The organism is Pseudomonas sp. NPDC086581 (assembly GCF_044746165.1).
GTDB lineage: Bacteria > Pseudomonadota > Gammaproteobacteria > Pseudomonadales > Pseudomonadaceae > Pseudomonas.
The window spans coordinates 99,970-117,614 of the sequence record NZ_JBIVBR010000016.1 but is presented as its reverse complement, the minus strand read 5'-3'; the positions used below and the strand labels follow the sequence as shown (position 1 = coordinate 117,614).

The following is a 17,645-nucleotide window of genomic DNA, read 5'->3' as shown; positions in this document are numbered from 1 at the left end:
CTTAGCTATCGATGCCTTATTGATGGCGGTTTGGCGACGCAAGCCCAAGCAGGAAGTGATGATCCACTCCGACCAGGGCAGCCAGTTCAGCAGCTCGGACTGGCAGAGTTTCCTCAAGGCCAACAACCTGATCAGCAGCATGAGCCGACGCGGTAACTGTCACGATAACGCCGTGGCAGAAAGCTTTTTCCAGTTGCTGAAGCGCGAACGCATCCGACGAAAAACCTATGCCACTCGCGAAGAAGCTCGCAGTGATGTGTTCGATTACATCGAGATGTTTTATAACCCCAAACGCCGGCACAGCAGCGCTATGCAGCTATCGCCAGTGGAGTTTGAGAAACGCTATTTCCAGAGCTTGGAAAGTGTCTAGGAAAGCCGGGGCGATTCAAACAGATAACGCAGAAACTTTAAAACACCCAACCACATCATATTAGATATATGTAGGTAGGTATCCAAACTCCTGCGGGAGTGCAGCGAGCATCAGGCACTAGCAGAGGAAGCCCGGGAAGCAGCCTCAACCACCGATGATCTTCATGATGGTGACGCCGCCGGAGAACGCGACCTCTTGCTTGTCCGCCAGGGCACGCACCAGCAGCCGTTGCAGGGCCGGGAGCGCCTGGTGACGGGGCTTGTCCAGCAGGTCGCCGACATAATGGCGATTGCTCGACGACAGACAGCCATGCAGCCAGCCGGTCGAGGACAGGCGCAGGCGCGAACAGGTCCGGCAGAACGGCACGCTCTCGTTGGCGATTACGCCAAAGAAGCCCCGCCCTGGTACCTCGTAGCGAATGGCGGTGGCATCCACCGGCGCATCAGCCTGAATATAGGGATGGCGCTCGCCAATCAAATCAAGCAGCTCCGTCATGCCGATGAACTGCTGGTTGAAGCCGTTCGGATCGCGGGCCAGGTGGCCCATGCGCATCAGCTCGATGAAGCGCAGCTCGAAGCCGTGCTCCAGGCAGTAATCCAGCAGCGGCACCACCTGGTCGAGATTCTGCCCGCGTAGGGGCACCATGTTGAGCTTGATCTTCAGGCCCGCGGCGCGAGCCTCTTCGAGCCCCTTGAGCACGGTGGCTAGGTCGCCGCCACGGGCGATGCGTCGGAAGGCGTCGGCATCCAGAGTATCGAGGGACACATTGAGGCGGCGGATACCACAATCGAGCAACAGCGGCAGCTTCTTCGAAAGCAGTTGGCCGTTGGTGGTCAGGGCGATCTCCCGCAGGCCGAGGCGGCTCACGCCGTGCAGGAAGACATCCAGTTTCGGGCTGACCAGCGGTTCGCCGCCGGTAACCCGCAGCCGCTCGATGCCGGCCGCCTCAATCAGGTAGGCGACGCCACGCACCAGCGAATCGGCGGAGAGCTCATCCTGCGCGGCGACCAGACGCTTGCCGTCCGGCACACAGTAGGTGCAGGCGTAATTGCATGCGGCGGTCAGGCTGACCCGCAGGTTGCGGAAGCGCCTGCCCTGGCGATCGACGATCATGCTTGGCTCCGGTGGGAATCACTCAGGCAAGTATATCCCCACCCTCACCACAAGCCCTGTCGCAACTGCGACGATGGGCCATCTGAATGGCGACTCAGGCGGCCGGTGTATCGCCGTCGCGTTTGCGCTTGTTGCCCATGCGCACGCCGATGTCCATGAGGAACTGGAAGAACCCTTCCTGATCCTCCAGCACATCGCGCCAGAACGGCGAGTGGTACAGCGCCACGGCGCCATGCACCAGTGCCCAAGCCGCACAGTAGTGGAAGTAGGCCGGCACGTCTTCCAGCTTGCCGGCCGCGATGCGTTCCTTGATCAACTGGCTCAGTCGCTCGAAGTTGGATTCGCGGATCTTGTGCAACTCCTCGACCATCTCCGGGACCTGGCTGGTCTTCACCACCTTTTCTTCCAGGCGATCGAACAGGCGGTAGCGCTGCGGGTCGCGCATGCGGAACTCGAAGTAGGCGCGCGACAGGCGCTCCTTGTCGCGGGCGACGTCTTCGGAGTGGAACAGGTCGGCCAGATCGCGCTCGTAGTCCAGCATCAGGCGCAGGTAGATTTCCGCCTTGGACTTGAAGTGCTTGTAAATAGTGCCTTTGCCGATACCCACGGCATCGGCGATCATTTCGACCGTGACACTGTCTTCGCCCTGCTCGAGGAACAGCTTGAGGGCGGTGTCGAGGATTTCCTGTTCGCGACGACGGAATTCGCGAACCTTGCGCGGCTCTTTCTGCATAAAAAGACTGTTCGGTCAAAAATAGTCAAAATTCGAAGCCGCGTATTATGCCTATTCAGCGCCAAATTGCACGGATCATCCGACATGATTAGCTTTTCTTCCGAGTTTCCCCAACAAGCCGGCCTGCGCTACCTGAACCACGCAGCCGTCGCACCCTGGCCCAGGCGCGCCGCGGACGCTGTCGCCGCCTTCGCCCAGGAGAACATCCTGCAGGGCGCCCGCGATTACCCGCAGTGGCTGATCATCGAGAAACGCCTGCGCGAGCGCCTGATGCGCCTGGTGAACGCCCAGACCACCGGCGACATCGCACTGGTAAAGAATACTTCCGAGGCACTGTCGTTCGTCGCCTTCGGCCTGGATTGGCGCGCCGGCGACCAGGTTGTGATCAGCGATCAGGAATTCCCCTCCAACCGCATCGTTTGGGAAGCACTGAAGCCACGTGGAGTGGAAGTCATCCAGGTCAGCCTGGACGGTGACGACCCGGAAGGCGACCTGCTGGCCGCCTGCACCCCGCGCACGCGCCTGCTGTCGATCAGCGCCGTGCAGTACGCCAGCGGCCTGCGCATGGACCTGGAGCGTCTTGGCGCGGGCTGCCGCCAGCTTGGCGTGCTCTATTGCATCGATGCCATCCAGCAACTGGGCGCCCTGCCCTTCGATGTTCGGGCCTATGACTGCGCCTTTGCCATGGCCGACGGCCACAAGTGGATGCTCGGCCCGGAGGGCCTGGGTGTGTTCTATTGCCGCGCCGCCGAGCGCGAGCAACTGGCGCTGCAGGAATATGGCTGGCACATGCTGGAGAACGCCGGCAATTACGACCTTGCCGACTGGCAGCCGGCCCGCAGCGCACGACGCTTCGAATGCGGCAGCCCGAACATGCTGGGCGCTGTGGCTCTGGAAGCAAGCCTGAGCCTGCTTGAGGAAGTCGGCATGGGGACGGTGGGCGAATTGGTGCAGGCGCGCGTCCAGCAGTTGCAGGATGGCATGGGGCGTATCAACGGCGCCTCGCTGCACAGCCCGTTGGACCCGGCACGTCGCGCCGGCATCCTGACATTCAGCCTCGCCGGCTGGGACAACACCCGCCTGCTGGAGCGCCTGCGCGCCGAGCAAGTGGTATGCATCCAGCGGGGCGCCGGCATCCGCTTCTCGCCGCACTTTTACACCAGCGAGGCGGTCATCGAGGAAACCCTGGGGCTGATCGGGGAGCTGGCGGCACAATAACGCCGGCGCGACCGAGAAAGCTGCTCAGCCCGGTGTGATGTATTCCAAATCCGTTTAAAAAACACCGGGCACCCTGTGGCAGCCGCCGCATCTTGGCCAATACTTGTAGATACCGGTGCGCGGCATCTCCCCCCAAGTGCCCCGCCGGTGAAGGTACCGAGGATCGCGTACCTTATTGTTACACTCCTAATGGTCTTGACCCGGATTCATCCCCCAGAACCCGGGTTTTTTTTGCGCGTAACAAAAGTATCAGCGCCGACGCAATCAGGTGGCGAGCGGGAACAGCCGGCGGAAGTTGGCGGTGGTCTGCTCGGCCAGGGCCTCGAAGCTCACCCCGCGCAGCACGGCCAGGTACTCGGCGACCTCGCGCACGTACTCGGGCAGGTTCGGCTTGCCGCGATGGGGCACCGGCGCCAGATAGGGCGAATCGGTCTCCACCAGCAAGCGATCCACCGGCACCTGGCGGGCCACTTCGCGCAGCTGCTCGGCATTGCGGAAGGTGACGATGCCCGAGAGCGAGATGTAGAAGCCGATATCCAGCGCCGCCTTGGCCATTTCCCAGTCTTCGGTGAAGCAATGCAGCACTCCGGCCTGCGGCAGTGCTGCCTCTCGCAGCAGCGCCAAGGTGTCGGCGCGGGCTTCGCGGGTATGCACGATGACCGGCTTGCCAGTGACCTTGGCTGCCTCCAGGTGCAGGCGGAAGGCCTCTTGCTGCAACTCGGCGGCTTCGGGCTCGTAGTGATAGTCCAGGCCGGTCTCGCCGATGGCCACCACACGCGGGTGGCTCAGCTCGCCCAGCAGCCAGTCCAGCGCAGGCGCGGCGCCCGGCTCCAGGTCCAGCGGGTGGACGCCCACCGAACAATGCACATCGGTATAGCGGTCCGCCAGGTCTTTCACCGCCTTGGCGTTGTCCGCACTCACGCCGATGCACAGGAACTGGCTGACGCCGCGCGCACGGGCGGCGTCCAGCGCGGCATCCAGCGACCCGTCGTGGGCGGCGAGATCGAGGCGATCGAGGTGGCAGTGGGAATCGACCAGCATGAAAACACTCTCCGGAAATGACGAAGCGCCCGATCGGGCGCTTCGTGGTTGCAGCCTGTAAAGCTTGCAAATTCTACATGGTATGGGTCGGACGGTCCGATTTCAGCGCACCCGCGAGGTAAGTCTCGATCTTGTTGCGCGCGGTATTGTCGCCATCGTTGAACTGCACGCCGATGCCGGCGGCACGGTTGCCCTGGGCGCCCTTCGGCGTGATCCAGACCACCTTGCCGGCGACCGGGATCTTCTCCGGCTCGTCCATCAGGTTGAGCAGCATGAAGACCTCATCACCCAGCTTGTAGGTCTTGTTGGTCGGAATGAACAGCCCGCCGTTGCGGATGAACGGCATGTAGGCGGCATACAGCACGGACTTGTCCTTGATGGTCAGGGACAGGATTCCGTTACGCGGACCCAGATTTGGTGGCAAGCTCATTCAGCTGTCCTGGCAGATTTTTCCGATGGCCGGATTCTAGCCCGGCCCGGGCAGACTTGCCCACTGTACGAGCAAGGCTTCGAGAAGCAAGGCACGGTTGAGGTTGGCTTTGTTGAGGACTTTCTGCCGTTGCGTCAGCAGCCAGTCCTGCATCGCCAGCACCTTCGGCTGTGTCGACTTCTCGGCGAGATACTGCACGACCTTGCGCATGTCGGTCAGCCCAAGACCTTCTTCGTCGCGGGCCAGCTGGTAGCGCAGGATCAGCAGCGACCAGTCGCAGAACCAGTCGAACAGCAGGGTCAAGGGTACGGCATTCCAGCTTTCCGCCAGCTGACCTGGGGCAACCTGCTGCTTGAGCAGCTTCTTCACCCCTTCCACCACCTGTGCTCGCTGCTCGCGCACGCCCTGGCCCTGCAGGCGCAACGCGGTCAGCGGCGAGCCGCCGGCCAGTACCAGCCATTCGTCCAGCGCCTCCGCCGACTCATCGGGCAGAGAGCCTGCCAGCCAGGTGCGAGCCTGCTCGGCAGTCGGCTGCGGGCAGGCCTGCTGCACGCAGCGGCTCTTGATGGTCGGCAGGAGACGGCTGGGCTGATGGCTGATCAGCAGCAGCACGGTATCGCCCGAGGGCTCTTCGAGGCTCTTCAGCAGCGCGTTGGCGGCGTTGAGGTTCATCGCCTCGGCTGGCTCCAGCAGTACCACCTTGCGACCGCCGAGCTGCGCGGTCTGCACCACGAAGTTCACCAGTTCGCGGACCTGATCGACCCGGATCGGCTTCTCCGCTTCTTCTGGCTCCAGCAGGAAATAATCCGGATGGGTGCCGGCCGCCAGCAACTGGCAGGCCTTGCATTGACTACAGGCCTTGCCGCCTTCAGGGCGCTGGCAGAGCAGGAAATGCACGAAGTTTTCCGCCAGCACACGCTTGCCGATACCGGCCGGGCCATGCAGCAGATAGGCATGGGCATGTTGCGGGCGGCTGCTGAGCTGCTGCCAGAGGCCCTGCTGCCAGGGGTAGATGTCAACCATTGAGGCGCTCCAGCAAGGCCGGCAGCAGCTTGTCCAGGTCGCGCTGCACCTCGGCCAGCGATTGCGCGGCATCGAGGATGTGATAGCGCGCCGGCTCGGCACGGGCGCGAGCCAGATAGGTGTTGCGCACCGCGTCGAAGAAGGTACGGCCCTCCTGCTCGAAACGATCCAGGCGACCACGGGCGGCCGCGCGGGACAGGCCGATTTCCACTGGCAGGTCGAAGACCAGCGTCAGGTCCGGGCGCAGGCCGCCCTGGACGAAGCTTTCCAGCTGCGCGATGCGCTCGACCGGCAGCCCGCGACCGCCGCCCTGGTAGGCATAGGTGGCATCGGTGAAGCGATCGCAGAGCACCACGGCGCCCCGCTCGAGTGCCGGGCGGATCACCTGGGCTATGTGCTGCGCACGAGCAGCGAAGACCAGCAACAGTTCGGTATCCACCGCCATTTTTTCATCGCTGGGGTCCAGCAGCAGCTCGCGGATACGCTCGGCCAGCGGCGTGCCGCCGGGCTCGCGGGTCAGCTGGACCTCGATGCCACGCTCGCGCAGGCGCTCGGCCAGGTACTCGCGGTTGGTGCTCTTGCCCGCGCCTTCGGGGCCTTCCAGGGTGATGAACAGGCCGGTCACTCGGCTCACTCCTTGTGTTGTCGGGCTACTGCGCTGCAGGAGAATCTGCGGCGGGAGCGTCTGCGTCGGGTATTGGCGTCGGCAGCGGAACGGGCGCCGGGCTGGAACGGTAGTCGGCGCGACGCTTGATCTGGAACTCCTGGACGGCCTTGTTGTGGTCGTCGAGGTTGTCGGAGAAGGTATGGCTGCCATCGCCGCGGGCGACGAAGTACAGGCTCTGCCCCGCCACCGGGTTGAGCGCGGCATGGATGGCCTCGCGGCCGGGCAGCGCGATGGGCGTCGGCGGCAGGCCGGCGACCACGTAGGTGTTGTAAGGCGTCGGCGTGCGAAGGTCGGTGCGGGTGATCTTGCCGGCGTAGCGCTCGCCCATGCCGTAGATAACGGTCGGGTCGGTCTGCAGCAGCATGTTCTTCTGCAGGCGCCGCACGAAGACGCCGGCGATCTGGCCGCGCTCCTGGGGCACGCCAGTTTCCTTCTCCACCAGCGATGCCATGATCAGGGCCTGGTAGGAGTCCTTGTAAGGCAGCTCCTGCGCGCGCTTGTCCCACTCCTCGGCCAGGATGCTGTCCATGCGCTGGTAGGCGTGCTTGAGGATATCCACATCCTTGGTGCCGCGGACGAAGCGGTAGGTATCGGGGAAGAAGCGGCCTTCCGGGAAGACGCCGGGCTTGCCCAGCTTCGCCATGACCTCGGCATCGCTGAGGCCATTCAGGGTCTGCTCCAGCTTGGGCTGGCGGGCGAGCAGCTCGCGCACCTGGTGGAAGTTCCAGCCCTCGACCAGGGTCAGGCCGTACTGCACCACATCGCCTTCGCGCCACAGATCGAGCAGCTGGGCGGCGGTCATGCCAGGCGTCAGGCGGTATTCGCCGCTGTGCAGCGCCTCACCGGCCAGGTTGAAGCGCCAGTAAAGGCGCAGCCAGAAACCTCCGTGCAGGACGTCTTCGTCCTCCAGGCGGGTCAGCAGGCGGCCAGGGGTGGCGCCGCTGGCAGCATCAAGCAGTCGCTCTTCGGTGAGCTGGAGCGGCTGCTGCAGCGCACGGTGCTGCTCCCAGGCCGCCAGGCCCAGCACGAGCCCGGCCAGCAGCAGGCCGCCTTCCAGCAGCACCAGCAATTTGCGCATCACGTATCAGGAATCCAGAAGTTCGCGGAGTTGGCCCCGCAGTTTACGGGTCAGGGGCCCGACCGGCCAAGCGTGCTCGGCAATGCCGCACACCGGCCAGATACCGTAGAGACTGTTGCAGAGAAAGACCTCATCGGCCTGCGCCAGTTCGCCGTGCTCTACATCACGGACGATGACCGGCAACCCCAGATCGCTGGCGCGCTCGATGATTTCGGCACGCATCACACCAGCGACGCCACAGCGGCTGAGCTCGGCGGTGATCAGTGCGCCCTGCTTCACCAGGAACAGGTTGCTGAACACGCCCTCGACGATCCGCCCGGAAACATCGCGCATCAATCCTTCGGCGAAGGCCGGGTCGCTCCATTCGGCGCGAGCCAGGACCTGTTCCAGGCGATTGAGGTGCTTGAGGCCGGCGAGCAATGGCTGTTCGGCCAAGCGGGTGGCGCAGGGGAAGAGCATGACGCCCTCCTCGCGGTTCTTCGCCGGGTAGGCCGGCGCGGGCGAGGCCAGCAACACACGGCGCACCTGCGCATCGGCCTGCGGGGCATAGCCACGCGCGCCTTCGCCACGGGTCAGCATCAGCTTGGCGACGCCATCGCCGAGCTGGGCGGAAAACCGCAGGAGTTCGTCTTCGATGAGATCGAGCGAAACCGGCAGGCACAGGCGCCGAACGCCCTCCTCCAACCTCGCCCGATGGCGTGCCAGCAGGCGCGGACGACCTGCGGACACGCGGATGGTCTCGAACAGCCCGTCACCGTAGGCCAGCCCGCGATCACGCGCGGACAGGGCCTCGGCGCTCTGGCCGTCGATCCAGCTCAGCATCAGCCGTGGAACCGGCGGAATACCAGGGAGCCGTTGGTGCCACCGAAGCCGAAGGAGTTGGACAGGGCGACGTCGATCGGACGCTCCTTGGCCTGATGGGCAACCAGGTCGAGGTCGCAGCCTTCGCTGGGGTTGTCCAGGTTGATGGTCGGCGGAGCCACCTGATCACGCAGCGCGAGCACGCAGAAGATCGCCTCGACCGCACCGGCAGCGCCCAGCAGGTGGCCGGTCATGGACTTGGTGGAGCTCATCGACAGCTGGTAGGCGTGGTCGCCGAAGATCGATTTCACCGCGGCAATTTCCGCGATGTCGCCGGCCGGCGTCGAGGTGCCATGGGCGTTGATGTAATCGACCTGCCCGGGGTTCAGCCCGGCATCACGCAGCGCGGCTTTCATGCAGCGGGCAGCGCCGGCGCCGTCTTCCGGCGGAGCGGTCATATGGAAGGCGTCGCCGCTCATACCGAAGCCGACGACCTCGGCGTAGATACGCGCGCCACGGGCCTTGGCGTGCTCCAGCTCTTCCAGCACGAGCGCACCGGCGCCGTCGGAGAGCACGAAGCCGTCGCGGTCCTGGTCCCACGGACGGCTTGCCCGGGTCGGGTCGTCGTTGCGGGTGGACAGCGCGCGAGCGGCGCCAAAGCCGCCCAGGCCAAGACCACAGGCGGCCATTTCGGACCCGCCGGCGACCATCACGTCCGCATCGCCGTAGGCGATGTTGCGCGCGGCCATGCCGATGTTGTGGGTGCCGGTGGTGCAAGCGGTGGTGATGGCGTAGTTGGGGCCCTGCAGGCCAAGGTTGATCGACAGGAACCCGGAAACCATGTTGATGACCGAGCCAGGCACGAAGAACGGCGAGATGCGCCGCGGGCCCTGCTCGAACAGCGAACGACAGGTGTTTTCGATGTTGGTCAGGCCGCCAATGCCCGAACCGATGGCAACACCGATGCGCTCCCGGTTGGCGTCGGTGACTTCCAGGCCGGAATCGCGCACCGCCTGATAGCTGGCGGCGAGGCCGTACTGGATGAACAGGTCGAGTTTGCGAGCTTCCTTGGCGGACATGTATTGCTCAACGTCGAACCCTTTCACCGAGCCGCCGAAACGGGTGGCAAAGGCGGACAGATCCATGTGTTCGATCGGGGCGATACCGCTGCGCCCGGCGAGAATGCCTTCCCAACTGCTCGGCACATCCACACCCAGGGGCGACAACATACCCATGCCAGTGATGACTACGCGTCTACGCGACACTGTGACTTCCTCTCATGTATTTCACGGCAATAACGCCGGCTGGTGCCGGCGTTAAAGAAAAGCCGCACGCCTTTGCAGGCCGTGCGGCTTCTTTCGTCGGGGAACCGACGACTACGTCTTATACCTGGTGGGCAACGATGTAGTCGATGGCTTCCTGAACGGTGGTGATCTTTTCGGCTTGCTCGTCGGGGATTTCGGTCTCGAATTCCTCTTCCAGAGCCATCACCAGCTCAACGGTGTCAAGGGAGTCGGCGCCCAGGTCTTCAACGAAGGAAGCGCTGTTGGTGACTTCTTCTTCCTTAACACCGAGTTGCTCAGCAACAATCTTCTTGACGCGTTCTTCGATGGTGCTCATACCTTGTTTTCACTCCTATGGACAATCCGTACAGCTGGGCTGCGGGTAAGTGTATAGAAAGGGTTTTCTGCATTTCAAGCTGAACGCTGACGCCCCTTCCCGGCAATCCAGATGCTCTGTCTATTCCAGCGTCACAACGCTTGGAGAATTTTAGACAGCGCATATGACATCGCCACGAAGGAACTCGTCACATCAGCTCATGTACATTCCGCCATTCACCGGTACCGTGGCACCCGTTACATAAGCTGCGCCCTCGGAAGCGAGGAATGCTACCACTTTGGCGATCTCTTCGGCTTGTCCCAGTCGACCCAGCGGAATCTGGCCGAGCAGCGCTTCACGCTGGGCCTCGGGCAGTTCGCGAGTCATGTCGGTGTCGATGAAGCCCGGAGCAACCGCGTTGACAGTGATAGCACGGGAACCGACTTCACGCGCCAGGGCGCGGGTGAAGCCTTCCAGGCCGGCCTTGGCAGCGGCGTAGTTGGTCTGCCCGGCGTTGCCCATGGCACCGACCACGGAGCCGATATTGATGATGCGACCCCAGCGCGCCTTGGTCATGCCGCGCAGGACGGCTTTCGACAGACGGTAGAGGCTGTTGAGGTTGGTGTTGACCACATCGAACCACTCGTCGTCTTTCATACGCATCAGCAGGTTATCGCGGGTGATACCTGCGTTATTGACGACGATAGCTGGTGCGCCGGATTCCTTCTGGATGGCTTCGACAACGGCGGTCACGGACTCGTCGTTGGATACGTCGAGGACCATGCCCGAACCCTGGATGCCGTTTTCCTTGAGGTACGCGGAAATCTTCTGCGCGCCGGACTCGCTGGTAGCGGTGCCGACCACGGTGGCGCCCAGGCGACCCAGTTCCAGCGCGATAGCCTGGCCAATACCACGGCTCGCGCCGGTAACCAGGGCAACCTTACCTTGCAGACTCATGCTTATCTCCTGTTCAAGCCAGAGCCGCGCGGGCCGCGCCGAAGGCGTCCGCGGAATCCAGGTTGTGGGTAGTCACGCCCTTGGCGCAACGCTTGTTCAAACCAGCCAGCACCTTGCCCGGGCCGCACTCGACCAGGTCGGTGACGCCCTTCTCGGCCAGCAGCTGCACGCTCTCGACCCAGCGGACCGGACTATACAACTGCGCCAGCAGGTCGCGCTTGAGCGCGGCCAGATCGGCCGGAACCTGGGCGGTGACGTTCTGCACCAGGGCGATCTGCGGCATCTGCCACTGCACTGCCTCGACCGCCTCGGCGAAGCGCTCGGCGGCCGGACGCATCAGCTCGCAATGCGACGGCACGCTGACCGGCAGCGCGACGGCACGCTTGGCGCCACGCGCCTTGCAGCCTTCGATGGCGCGCTCGACGGCCTTGGCCGCACCGGCGATCACCACCTGGCCGGGGGCGTTGAAATTCACCGCACTGACCACTTCGCCCTGGGCCGCTTCAGCGCAGGCCGCGAGCACGTCGGCATCTTCCAGGCCGAGGATGGCAGCCATGCCGCCGGTACCGGCGGGGACGGCCTCCTGCATCAGTTGACCGCGACGCTCGACCAGTCTCACCGCATCGGCAAAGGCCAGGCTGCCAGCAGCGACCAGCGCGGAGTACTCACCCAGGCTATGGCCGGCGACATAAGCCGGCTGCGCGCCACCTTCGGCCTGCCACAGGCGCCACAGGGCGATGGAGGCGGTGAGGATCGCGGGCTGGGTCTTGTCGGTCTGGTTCAGGCGCTCTTCCGGCCCCTCCTGGACCAGGGCCCAGAGGTCATAACCCAGGGCAGCGGAGGCTTCGGCAAAGGTGTCGCGGACAACGGCTTGTTGTGCGCCCAGCTCGGCGAGCATGCCGAGCGACTGTGAACCTTGGCCAGGGAATACGAAGGCGAGGGATGCGGACATTGCAACAGGTCCCTTTTGTCTGTGTCGTCAAATGGATAGCGCCGGCGAGAGCCTGGCGCATTGAACTGACAGTTGGATGACGGTCTGACGATCGCGGTCACATTAGGGTCTGTTAACGTTTCGCCGCGAGCCGCGCAACCCGAAGGGACGGGCCGCATTTTGCGCAGAGCGTCGTTACTCGTCGTTCATTTGGAATGACCAAACCACACTCCTCGCGCCTAACTCTGCGCAAAATGCGGCGCCGTCGCGGCCGCGTCGAAACGTTAACAGACCCTATCAGAGCAGATGTTCCAGACGGCCATGCAGCCGCTGGGGCAGATTCTCACGAACTTCCAGCAGCGCGCGCCGCAATGCGCTCTGGATGCCCTCCTCCTTCGCACTGCCGTGACTCTTCACCACGATGCCCTGCAAACCGAGGAAACTCGCGCCATTGTGTTGTGACGGCGTGAGGTCGCCACGCAGCCGGCGCAGGAAAGGCATCGCCATCAGGCCGACCGCCTTGGCCGGCAGGCTGGAGTTGAACAATTCTTCCAGGCGCGCCGCGACCATAGCCGCCAAGCCCTCGCTGGACTTGAGCAGGATATTGCCGACGAAACCGTCGCACACCACTACATCGGCCAGCCCGCGATACAGGCCGTCGCCTTCGATATAGCCGATGTAGTTCAAACCCTGCGCCTGCTGCAGCAGACTGGCCGCCAGCTTCACCTGCTGGTTGCCCTTAATGTCTTCGGTGCCGACATTCAACAACGCTACGCACGGATTGCTCTTGCCCAGCGCTTCCGCCGCCACGGCACCCATGACGGCAAACTGATAGAGATGCTCGGCACTGCAATCAACGTTGGCGCCCAGGTCGAGCAGATGGCAGTGGCCGGTCTGCGTCGGCACGGCTGTCACCATCGCCGGGCGGTCGATGCCGGGCAACGTCTTGAGCAGGTAACGGGATAGCGCCATCAACGCACCGGTATTACCGGCGCTGACGCAGGCATGGGCCTTGCCATCACGAACCAGTTCGAGGGCAACACGCATGGAGGAATCGGGCTTGCCACGCAACGCCTGGGACGGACGCTCGTCCATCGTGACGATTTCGCTGGCGTGGTGGACATGAAGACGCTGGCGCTCGACCGGAGAAAGACCGCGCATGTGTTCTTCTATCAGAGAAGCCTGGCCGACGAGGACCAGCTGGAGGGAAGCATATTCGGCCAGAAAGGAAATGCAGGCCGGAACAATGCAGTGGGGACCATAGTCCCCACCCATTGCATCAATCGCGATGATTGGTGCGGACAAAGATTACTCGTCAGAGCCTTTGTCTACGACCTTGCGGCCGCGATAGAAACCGTCCGGGGAGACGTGGTGGCGCAGGTGAACTTCACCGGTGCTCTTTTCCACGGACAGAGCGTTCGCGTCCAGGGCATCGTGCGAACGACGCATGTCACGAGCGGAACGGGATTTTTTGTTCTGCTGAACAGCCATGATTGATTAACTCCTAAACGTTTGGGTCACGCTTCAACTGCGCCAGTACGCTGAACGGATTGGGCCGCTCTTCGACGTTCTCGCTCGGTTCGGGCGCTGTAGCGTATCCCACCGGCTGCTGGCAATCCTCAGGGTCATGGACCGGCACGATGGGCAAGGCGAGCAGCAACTCGTCCTCAGCCAGCGAGGTCAGGTCGATGGGGTCATCCCCCACTTCCAACGCATCGTAGCCACTGGGCAGATCATCGATCGACTTGCCTTCCGGGATGATGACGTAATCATACTCACCACCCACCTGGAATTTGGCCGGCTCGAGACAGCGCTGGCATACCATGCTCACCTCGCCATTGAGCTCGACGTGCATGACCGCCAGTTTCTGCTGATCACGGAAGAAGGAAAACTTCGCGTGAACATCGCCATCACTGCTGGTCAATTGCTCGCTGAGACGTGCCATCTTGGCGATCGGCAGCACACCCTCGAGGGTGGCGGCGCGCTCTACCAATTTGCGCGGATCAACGTGAGGTGGTATCGGTCCATTCAACATAAGCGCGCCATTATAGGGATGCACCCGAAGCTGTCAAAGGAAATTAGCCATAAACCGCTGTATGGACAGCCCTTTTCGCTAGAATCGCGGTGACGCTCCGAAGGAATTCTCCATGCTGCCCCTGATCCTTGCTTCCAGCTCGCCTTACCGCCGCGAATTGCTGCAGCGCCTGCGCCTGCCGTTCGAATGCGCCAGCCCCGACATCGACGAAACCCCGCTGCCCGGCGAGAGCGCCGACCAACTGGTACGCCGACTGGCGCAAAGCAAAGCCCGCGCCCTGGCCCAGCGCTACCCCGCCCACCTGATCATCGGCTCCGATCAAGCCGCGGTAAACGGCGACCGGATCCTCGGCAAGCCCCATGGCATCGAGCGCGCGACCGAGCAACTGCAGGACGCCAGCGGCAAGAGCGTCAGCTTCCTCACCGGACTCTGCCTGTTCAATAGCCAGAGCGGCGAAACCCAAATCGATTGCGTGCCTTTCACCGTGCACTTCCGTGACCTCGACGAAGCACGCATTCGCCGCTACCTGGAAGCCGAACAACCCTTCGACTGCGCCGGCAGCTTCAAGGCCGAAGGCCTGGGCGTCAGCCTGTTCCGCTCCACCGAAGGCGAAGACGCCACCAGCCTGGTCGGCCTGCCGCTTATTCGCCTGGTGGATATGCTGCTTGCCGAACAGGTACAAATCCCCTGACCTGGAAAGCCTGAAACGAAAAGGCCCGGCAATCGCCGAGCCTTTTCCTTCCTTATATAAGGAAGCGCACTCAGCGCAGGACTGGACCCTGCCAGCCCATCCACATCGCCATGCGCTCGGCGACGCTCGCGCCCAGCTTCTTGGTGAAGCGGTCGAAGGCCGTTTCCTGGACGGTGTAGTCCACGATTTCCTTTTCCTTGATGATCTCGCGCGCCACGTAGCTGGAGCTGCCCAGACCGTCGATCAGACCTAGTTGCAGTGCCTGCTCGCCGGACCAGATCAGGCCGGAGAACAGCTCGGGATGGTCCTTGTCCTTCAGGCGATTGCCACGCCCCTTCTTCACCACATCGATGAATTGCTTGTGAGTGGTATCCAGCACCCGCTGCCAGAAGGCGGTTTCATCCGCCTTCTGCGGCTGGAACGGATCGAGGAACGCCTTGTGCTCGCCCGAGGTATAGATGCGACGATCCACACCCAGCTTTTCCATGGTGCCGACGAAACCGAAGGTCGCCGCCGTCACACCGATGGAACCGACCAGGCTGGCCTTATCCGCGTAGATCTCGTCGGCCGCGCTGGCGATGTAATAGGCACCCGAAGCCCCCAGGTCGCTGATGACCGCGTAGACCTTGATATCCGGATGCTCACCGCGCAGGCGCTTGATTTCATCGTAGACATAGCCGGACTGCACCGGGCTGCCACCCGGGCTGTTGATACGCAAAACGATGCCCTTGGTGCCGGTATCCTCGAACGCGGAACGCAGCGCGCCAACGATGTTGTCGGCACTGGCCGACTCATTGTCGGCGATCATGCCTTTCACTTCGATCAGTGCTGTATGGCTGGCACTGCGCGATGCGGATTTGGACAAACCACCGAAGGGGCTGAACAGCGCCAACGCGCCGAACAGATAAACGAATGTCAGCAATTTGAAGAAGATACCCCAGCGACGGGACCGGCGCTGTTCCTGGACGCCAGCCAGCACGGCCTTCTCCAGCAACTTCCAGCTCTTGTCGTTACCCGCCGTGGTTTGCGCAGCCTTGCTATCGTCCGCCTTCCATTCATCCGACATCAGTTGCCTACCTCGAGCACCGGTTTGACCGAACGCCCGGCGAGCCAGGCGCGCAATTCGTTGAAATGATTCACTTCCAGCGCCGGAGCATACTCCCGAAGGATCTCCAGCGACTGAGCACCATAGCCCACCGCCACCGAATCCATGCCGGCGCGGCGCGCCATTTCCAGATCGAAAGGCGAATCGCCCACCATCAGCGCATCACGCGCGTCGGCCCGGCAATGCTCGAGAATCTCGTGCAGCATGCGCGGGTCCGGCTTGCTCGCCGATTCATCGGCGGCGCGGGTGATATCGAAGAAATTCGTCCAACCTTGCCCCGCCAGCACGCGATCCAGCCCGCGACGATTCTTCCCGGTAGCGACCGCCAACTGGTAACCGGCGCTGCGAAATTCCGCCATCGCCTCAGCCACGCCCGGGAACAGCGGCGAAGGCTGCACTTCCAGGCTCAGGTAGTGGCTTCCGTAATCAAGCCGGAAGCGATCAAGCGGCTCGCCATCCTCTACCTCCGGGTACAGCGTCTGGATAGCTTCCGGCAGGCCCAGGCCGATGATGCCCTTGATCGCCGCATCGCTGCGCTCCGGAAGACCGGAGCCCACCGCCGCCACTCGCATTGCCTCGACGATACGACCGATGGAATCCACCAGCGTGCCATCCCAATCGAAGATCAGCAGGGAATACTCACGCATCCAGGCGCTCCACGGTGCGCAGCCAGACTTCGTCCACCGGCGCTTCGAGCTCCAGCACACCGCCATCAGGCAACGGTACGCGCAGGTAGGCCGAGTGCAGGAACAGACGCTTGCCGCCCAGCTCGCGGATTTCGCGGGAGAAATCCTCGTCGCCGTACTTGGGGTCGCCGGCAATGGAATGGCCAGCGTGCTTGGCGTGCACACGGATCTGGTGAGTGCGACCGGTGATCGGACGCGCCTCGACCAGCGTGGCGAAGTCACCGAAGCGTCGCAGCACCTTGAACTCGGTCAGCGCTTCCTTGCCTTCTGGATTCACTTCCACCACGCGCTCGCCGGAGCGCAGATTGTTCTTGAGCAGCGGCACGGCGATCTGTTTCTTAGCCGCCGGCCAGTTGCCGCGTACCAGGGCGTGGTAGCGCTTATCCACGATGCGCTCGCCACGCAGGGCGTCGTGCAGATGGCGCAACATGCTGCGCTTCTTGGCAATCATCAACAGGCCGGAAGTATCGCGATCCAAACGATGCACCAGCTCTAGGTCTTTGCACTCCGGCCGCAGCTGGCGGAACGCCTCGATAACGCCGTAGATCAGACCGCTGCCGCCATGGACAGCGATTCCGGTGGGCTTGTTCACCACGATCAGCGCCTTGTCTTCGTAGACGATGGCGGCTTCCAGCCGCTCCAGCAGGCCCTGGGCCAACGGCACCGGCTCGTCGCGTTCAGCCAGACGCAGCGGCGGAACGCGTATCACATCGCCCACCTGGAGCTTGTACTCGGGTTTGATGCGTCCTTTATTCACCCGGACTTCGCCCTTGCGCAGGATGCGATAGATCAGCGTCTTGGGCACGCCCTTGAGCTGAGTACGGAGGAAATTGTCGATTCGTTGGCCGGCATACTCCGGCGCGACTTCAAGCAGCTGGACGCCGGAAGTCGGAGGGGCGGGATTTGTCATCCGTACATGATAACAATTTTTCATTCAATTGAAGCACTTAATCATTGCTGCTATATTCGGGAGGCCGCCAAAAGTGGCCAGGCCTGCGGATGATCGCGTAATCGCCATCCCCAACCGCCTGCAAACACATTGAATGGACACGAGGCAGTCCCCGGAAGCGTTGCAACGGCCCGAGCGACTCTCGCGCCGACAGCGCCTCGAAACCCAGGCCTTCAGACATGACCACGGCAGCCAATGTCGCCGTGATAAAAGCCAAC

21 protein-coding genes are annotated in these 17,645 nt (G+C 63.0%); 3 read left to right on the top strand and 18 right to left on the bottom strand.

Going from position 1 to position 17,645, the window contains the following annotated elements:
- A partial coding sequence (locus tag ACIPK7_RS26720; protein WP_401091249.1) for an IS3 family transposase occupies positions 1 to 370 on the top strand: 370 nt, incomplete at its 5' end.
- A gap of 144 nt (positions 371 to 514) precedes the next feature.
- Here ACIPK7_RS26720 and ACIPK7_RS26715 read toward each other — a convergent pair.
- The gene (locus ACIPK7_RS26715) at positions 515 to 1,483 is read right to left on the bottom strand and encodes a GTP 3',8-cyclase MoaA (RefSeq protein WP_401091247.1); all 969 of its coding nucleotides are present in this window, start codon (positions 1,481 to 1,483) and stop codon (positions 515 to 517) included.
- A gap of 94 nt (positions 1,484 to 1,577) precedes the next feature.
- Positions 1,578 to 2,216 (bottom strand): TetR/AcrR family transcriptional regulator, encoded by a 639-nt coding sequence (locus ACIPK7_RS26710; protein WP_017517621.1) that lies wholly within the window; start codon positions 2,214 to 2,216, stop codon positions 1,578 to 1,580.
- Between the two features lie 84 nt (positions 2,217 to 2,300).
- On the opposite strand from ACIPK7_RS26710, the gene ACIPK7_RS26705 reads away from it, so the two are divergent.
- Positions 2,301 to 3,434, top strand: coding sequence for an aminotransferase class V-fold PLP-dependent enzyme (locus ACIPK7_RS26705; protein ID WP_192430121.1), 1,134 nt, complete (start codon positions 2,301 to 2,303; stop codon positions 3,432 to 3,434).
- A 264-nt stretch (positions 3,435 to 3,698) separates the two neighbouring features.
- Here the strand turns inward: ACIPK7_RS26705 and ACIPK7_RS26700 are convergent, their stop codons facing one another.
- From ACIPK7_RS26700 to ACIPK7_RS26640, 13 genes are all read right to left on the bottom strand, one after another.
- Entirely contained in the window at positions 3,699 to 4,475 is a 777-nt protein-coding gene (locus ACIPK7_RS26700; protein WP_401091244.1) for a TatD family hydrolase, read from the bottom strand.
- 73 nt (positions 4,476 to 4,548) lie between these two features.
- A complete protein-coding gene (locus ACIPK7_RS26695; RefSeq protein ID WP_009621447.1) occupies positions 4,549 to 4,905 on the bottom strand; it encodes a PilZ domain-containing protein in 357 nt (118 codons plus the stop codon).
- Between the two features lie 36 nt (positions 4,906 to 4,941).
- Complete coding sequence (locus ACIPK7_RS26690; RefSeq protein ID WP_401091242.1) at positions 4,942 to 5,928, bottom strand: DNA polymerase III subunit delta'; 987 nt, start codon at positions 5,926 to 5,928, stop codon at positions 4,942 to 4,944.
- Positions 5,921 to 6,553: a dTMP kinase gene (tmk, locus tag ACIPK7_RS26685; RefSeq protein ID WP_401091240.1), complete on the bottom strand. Its 633-nt coding sequence runs from the start codon at positions 6,551 to 6,553 to the stop codon at positions 5,921 to 5,923. Before tmk ends, ACIPK7_RS26690 begins: the two co-directional genes overlap by 8 nt.
- Positions 6,554 to 6,578: 25 nt before the next feature.
- Positions 6,579 to 7,673: an endolytic transglycosylase MltG gene (gene mltG / locus ACIPK7_RS26680; RefSeq protein WP_401091256.1), complete on the bottom strand. Its 1,095-nt coding sequence runs from the start codon at positions 7,671 to 7,673 to the stop codon at positions 6,579 to 6,581.
- A 6-nt stretch (positions 7,674 to 7,679) separates the two neighbouring features.
- Positions 7,680 to 8,495 (bottom strand): aminodeoxychorismate lyase, encoded by an 816-nt coding sequence (gene pabC / locus ACIPK7_RS26675; RefSeq protein WP_401091238.1) that lies wholly within the window; start codon positions 8,493 to 8,495, stop codon positions 7,680 to 7,682.
- Positions 8,495 to 9,739: a beta-ketoacyl-ACP synthase II gene (gene fabF, locus ACIPK7_RS26670; protein WP_192430126.1), complete on the bottom strand. Its 1,245-nt coding sequence runs from the start codon at positions 9,737 to 9,739 to the stop codon at positions 8,495 to 8,497. Before fabF ends, pabC begins: the two co-directional genes overlap by 1 nt.
- A 118-nt stretch (positions 9,740 to 9,857) precedes the next feature.
- Complete coding sequence (gene acpP, locus ACIPK7_RS26665; protein WP_401091236.1) at positions 9,858 to 10,094, bottom strand: acyl carrier protein; 237 nt, start codon at positions 10,092 to 10,094, stop codon at positions 9,858 to 9,860.
- A gap of 192 nt (positions 10,095 to 10,286) precedes the next feature.
- Entirely contained in the window at positions 10,287 to 11,030 is a 744-nt protein-coding gene (gene fabG / locus ACIPK7_RS26660) for a 3-oxoacyl-ACP reductase FabG (RefSeq protein ID WP_401091234.1), read from the bottom strand.
- Between the two features lie 13 nt (positions 11,031 to 11,043).
- A complete protein-coding gene (fabD, locus tag ACIPK7_RS26655) occupies positions 11,044 to 11,982 on the bottom strand; it encodes an ACP S-malonyltransferase (protein ID WP_401091232.1) in 939 nt (312 codons plus the stop codon).
- Between the two features lie 276 nt (positions 11,983 to 12,258).
- The gene (gene plsX / locus ACIPK7_RS26650; RefSeq protein ID WP_401091230.1) at positions 12,259 to 13,266 is read right to left on the bottom strand and encodes a phosphate acyltransferase PlsX; all 1,008 of its coding nucleotides are present in this window, start codon (positions 13,264 to 13,266) and stop codon (positions 12,259 to 12,261) included.
- Positions 13,267 to 13,269: 3 nt separating this feature from the next.
- Entirely contained in the window at positions 13,270 to 13,452 is a 183-nt protein-coding gene (gene rpmF, locus ACIPK7_RS26645; RefSeq protein WP_009621425.1) for a 50S ribosomal protein L32, read from the bottom strand.
- A gap of 13 nt (positions 13,453 to 13,465) precedes the next feature.
- Positions 13,466 to 13,996 (bottom strand): YceD family protein, encoded by a 531-nt coding sequence (locus ACIPK7_RS26640; RefSeq protein WP_401091228.1) that lies wholly within the window; start codon positions 13,994 to 13,996, stop codon positions 13,466 to 13,468.
- Between the two features lie 112 nt (positions 13,997 to 14,108).
- On the opposite strand from ACIPK7_RS26640, the gene ACIPK7_RS26635 reads away from it, so the two are divergent.
- The gene (locus tag ACIPK7_RS26635; RefSeq protein WP_401091226.1) at positions 14,109 to 14,687 is read left to right on the top strand and encodes a Maf family protein; all 579 of its coding nucleotides are present in this window, start codon (positions 14,109 to 14,111) and stop codon (positions 14,685 to 14,687) included.
- Between the two features lie 70 nt (positions 14,688 to 14,757).
- On the opposite strand, the gene sppA is transcribed toward ACIPK7_RS26635, so the two are convergent.
- From sppA to rluC, 3 genes are read right to left on the bottom strand one after another with little or no spacing between them, the layout of a single operon-like run.
- Entirely contained in the window at positions 14,758 to 15,753 is a 996-nt protein-coding gene (sppA, locus tag ACIPK7_RS26630) for a signal peptide peptidase SppA (RefSeq protein WP_192430132.1), read from the bottom strand.
- Positions 15,753 to 16,439: an HAD-IA family hydrolase gene (locus ACIPK7_RS26625; protein ID WP_192430133.1), complete on the bottom strand. Its 687-nt coding sequence runs from the start codon at positions 16,437 to 16,439 to the stop codon at positions 15,753 to 15,755. The genes sppA and ACIPK7_RS26625 overlap by 1 nt, the downstream gene beginning before the upstream one ends.
- The gene (gene rluC / locus ACIPK7_RS26620; protein ID WP_401091223.1) at positions 16,432 to 17,388 is read right to left on the bottom strand and encodes a 23S rRNA pseudouridine(955/2504/2580) synthase RluC; all 957 of its coding nucleotides are present in this window, start codon (positions 17,386 to 17,388) and stop codon (positions 16,432 to 16,434) included. The genes ACIPK7_RS26625 and rluC overlap by 8 nt, the downstream gene beginning before the upstream one ends.
- Between the last annotated feature and the right edge of the window lie 257 nt (positions 17,389 to 17,645).

Coding starts and splice junctions, on each gene's coding strand:
- ACIPK7_RS26710 (WP_017517621.1), bottom strand. CDS start 2,216: ATGCAGAAAGAGCCGCGCAAGGTTCGCGAATTCCGTCGTCGCGAACAG.
- mltG (WP_401091256.1), bottom strand. CDS start 7,673: ATGCGCAAATTGCTGGTGCTGCTGGAAGGCGGCCTGCTGCTGGCCGGG.
- ACIPK7_RS26625 (WP_192430133.1), bottom strand. CDS start 16,439: ATGCGTGAGTATTCCCTGCTGATCTTCGATTGGGATGGCACGCTGGTG.
- ACIPK7_RS26635 (WP_401091226.1), top strand. CDS start 14,109: ATGCTGCCCCTGATCCTTGCTTCCAGCTCGCCTTACCGCCGCGAATTG.
- pabC (WP_401091238.1), bottom strand. CDS start 8,495: ATGCTGAGCTGGATCGACGGCCAGAGCGCCGAGGCCCTGTCCGCGCGT.
- acpP (WP_401091236.1), bottom strand. CDS start 10,094: ATGAGCACCATCGAAGAACGCGTCAAGAAGATTGTTGCTGAGCAACTC.
- fabG (WP_401091234.1), bottom strand. CDS start 11,030: ATGAGTCTGCAAGGTAAGGTTGCCCTGGTTACCGGCGCGAGCCGTGGT.
- rluC (WP_401091223.1), bottom strand. CDS start 17,388: ATGACAAATCCCGCCCCTCCGACTTCCGGCGTCCAGCTGCTTGAAGTC.
- ACIPK7_RS26640 (WP_401091228.1), bottom strand. CDS start 13,996: ATGTTGAATGGACCGATACCACCTCACGTTGATCCGCGCAAATTGGTA.
- ACIPK7_RS26715 (WP_401091247.1), bottom strand. CDS start 1,483: ATGATCGTCGATCGCCAGGGCAGGCGCTTCCGCAACCTGCGGGTCAGC.
- fabD (WP_401091232.1), bottom strand. CDS start 11,982: ATGTCCGCATCCCTCGCCTTCGTATTCCCTGGCCAAGGTTCACAGTCG.
- ACIPK7_RS26705 (WP_192430121.1), top strand. CDS start 2,301: ATGATTAGCTTTTCTTCCGAGTTTCCCCAACAAGCCGGCCTGCGCTAC.
- ACIPK7_RS26700 (WP_401091244.1), bottom strand. CDS start 4,475: ATGCTGGTCGATTCCCACTGCCACCTCGATCGCCTCGATCTCGCCGCC.
- sppA (WP_192430132.1), bottom strand. CDS start 15,753: ATGTCGGATGAATGGAAGGCGGACGATAGCAAGGCTGCGCAAACCACG.
- rpmF (WP_009621425.1), bottom strand. CDS start 13,452: ATGGCTGTTCAGCAGAACAAAAAATCCCGTTCCGCTCGTGACATGCGT.
- ACIPK7_RS26690 (WP_401091242.1), bottom strand. CDS start 5,928: ATGGTTGACATCTACCCCTGGCAGCAGGGCCTCTGGCAGCAGCTCAGC.
- ACIPK7_RS26695 (WP_009621447.1), bottom strand. CDS start 4,905: ATGAGCTTGCCACCAAATCTGGGTCCGCGTAACGGAATCCTGTCCCTG.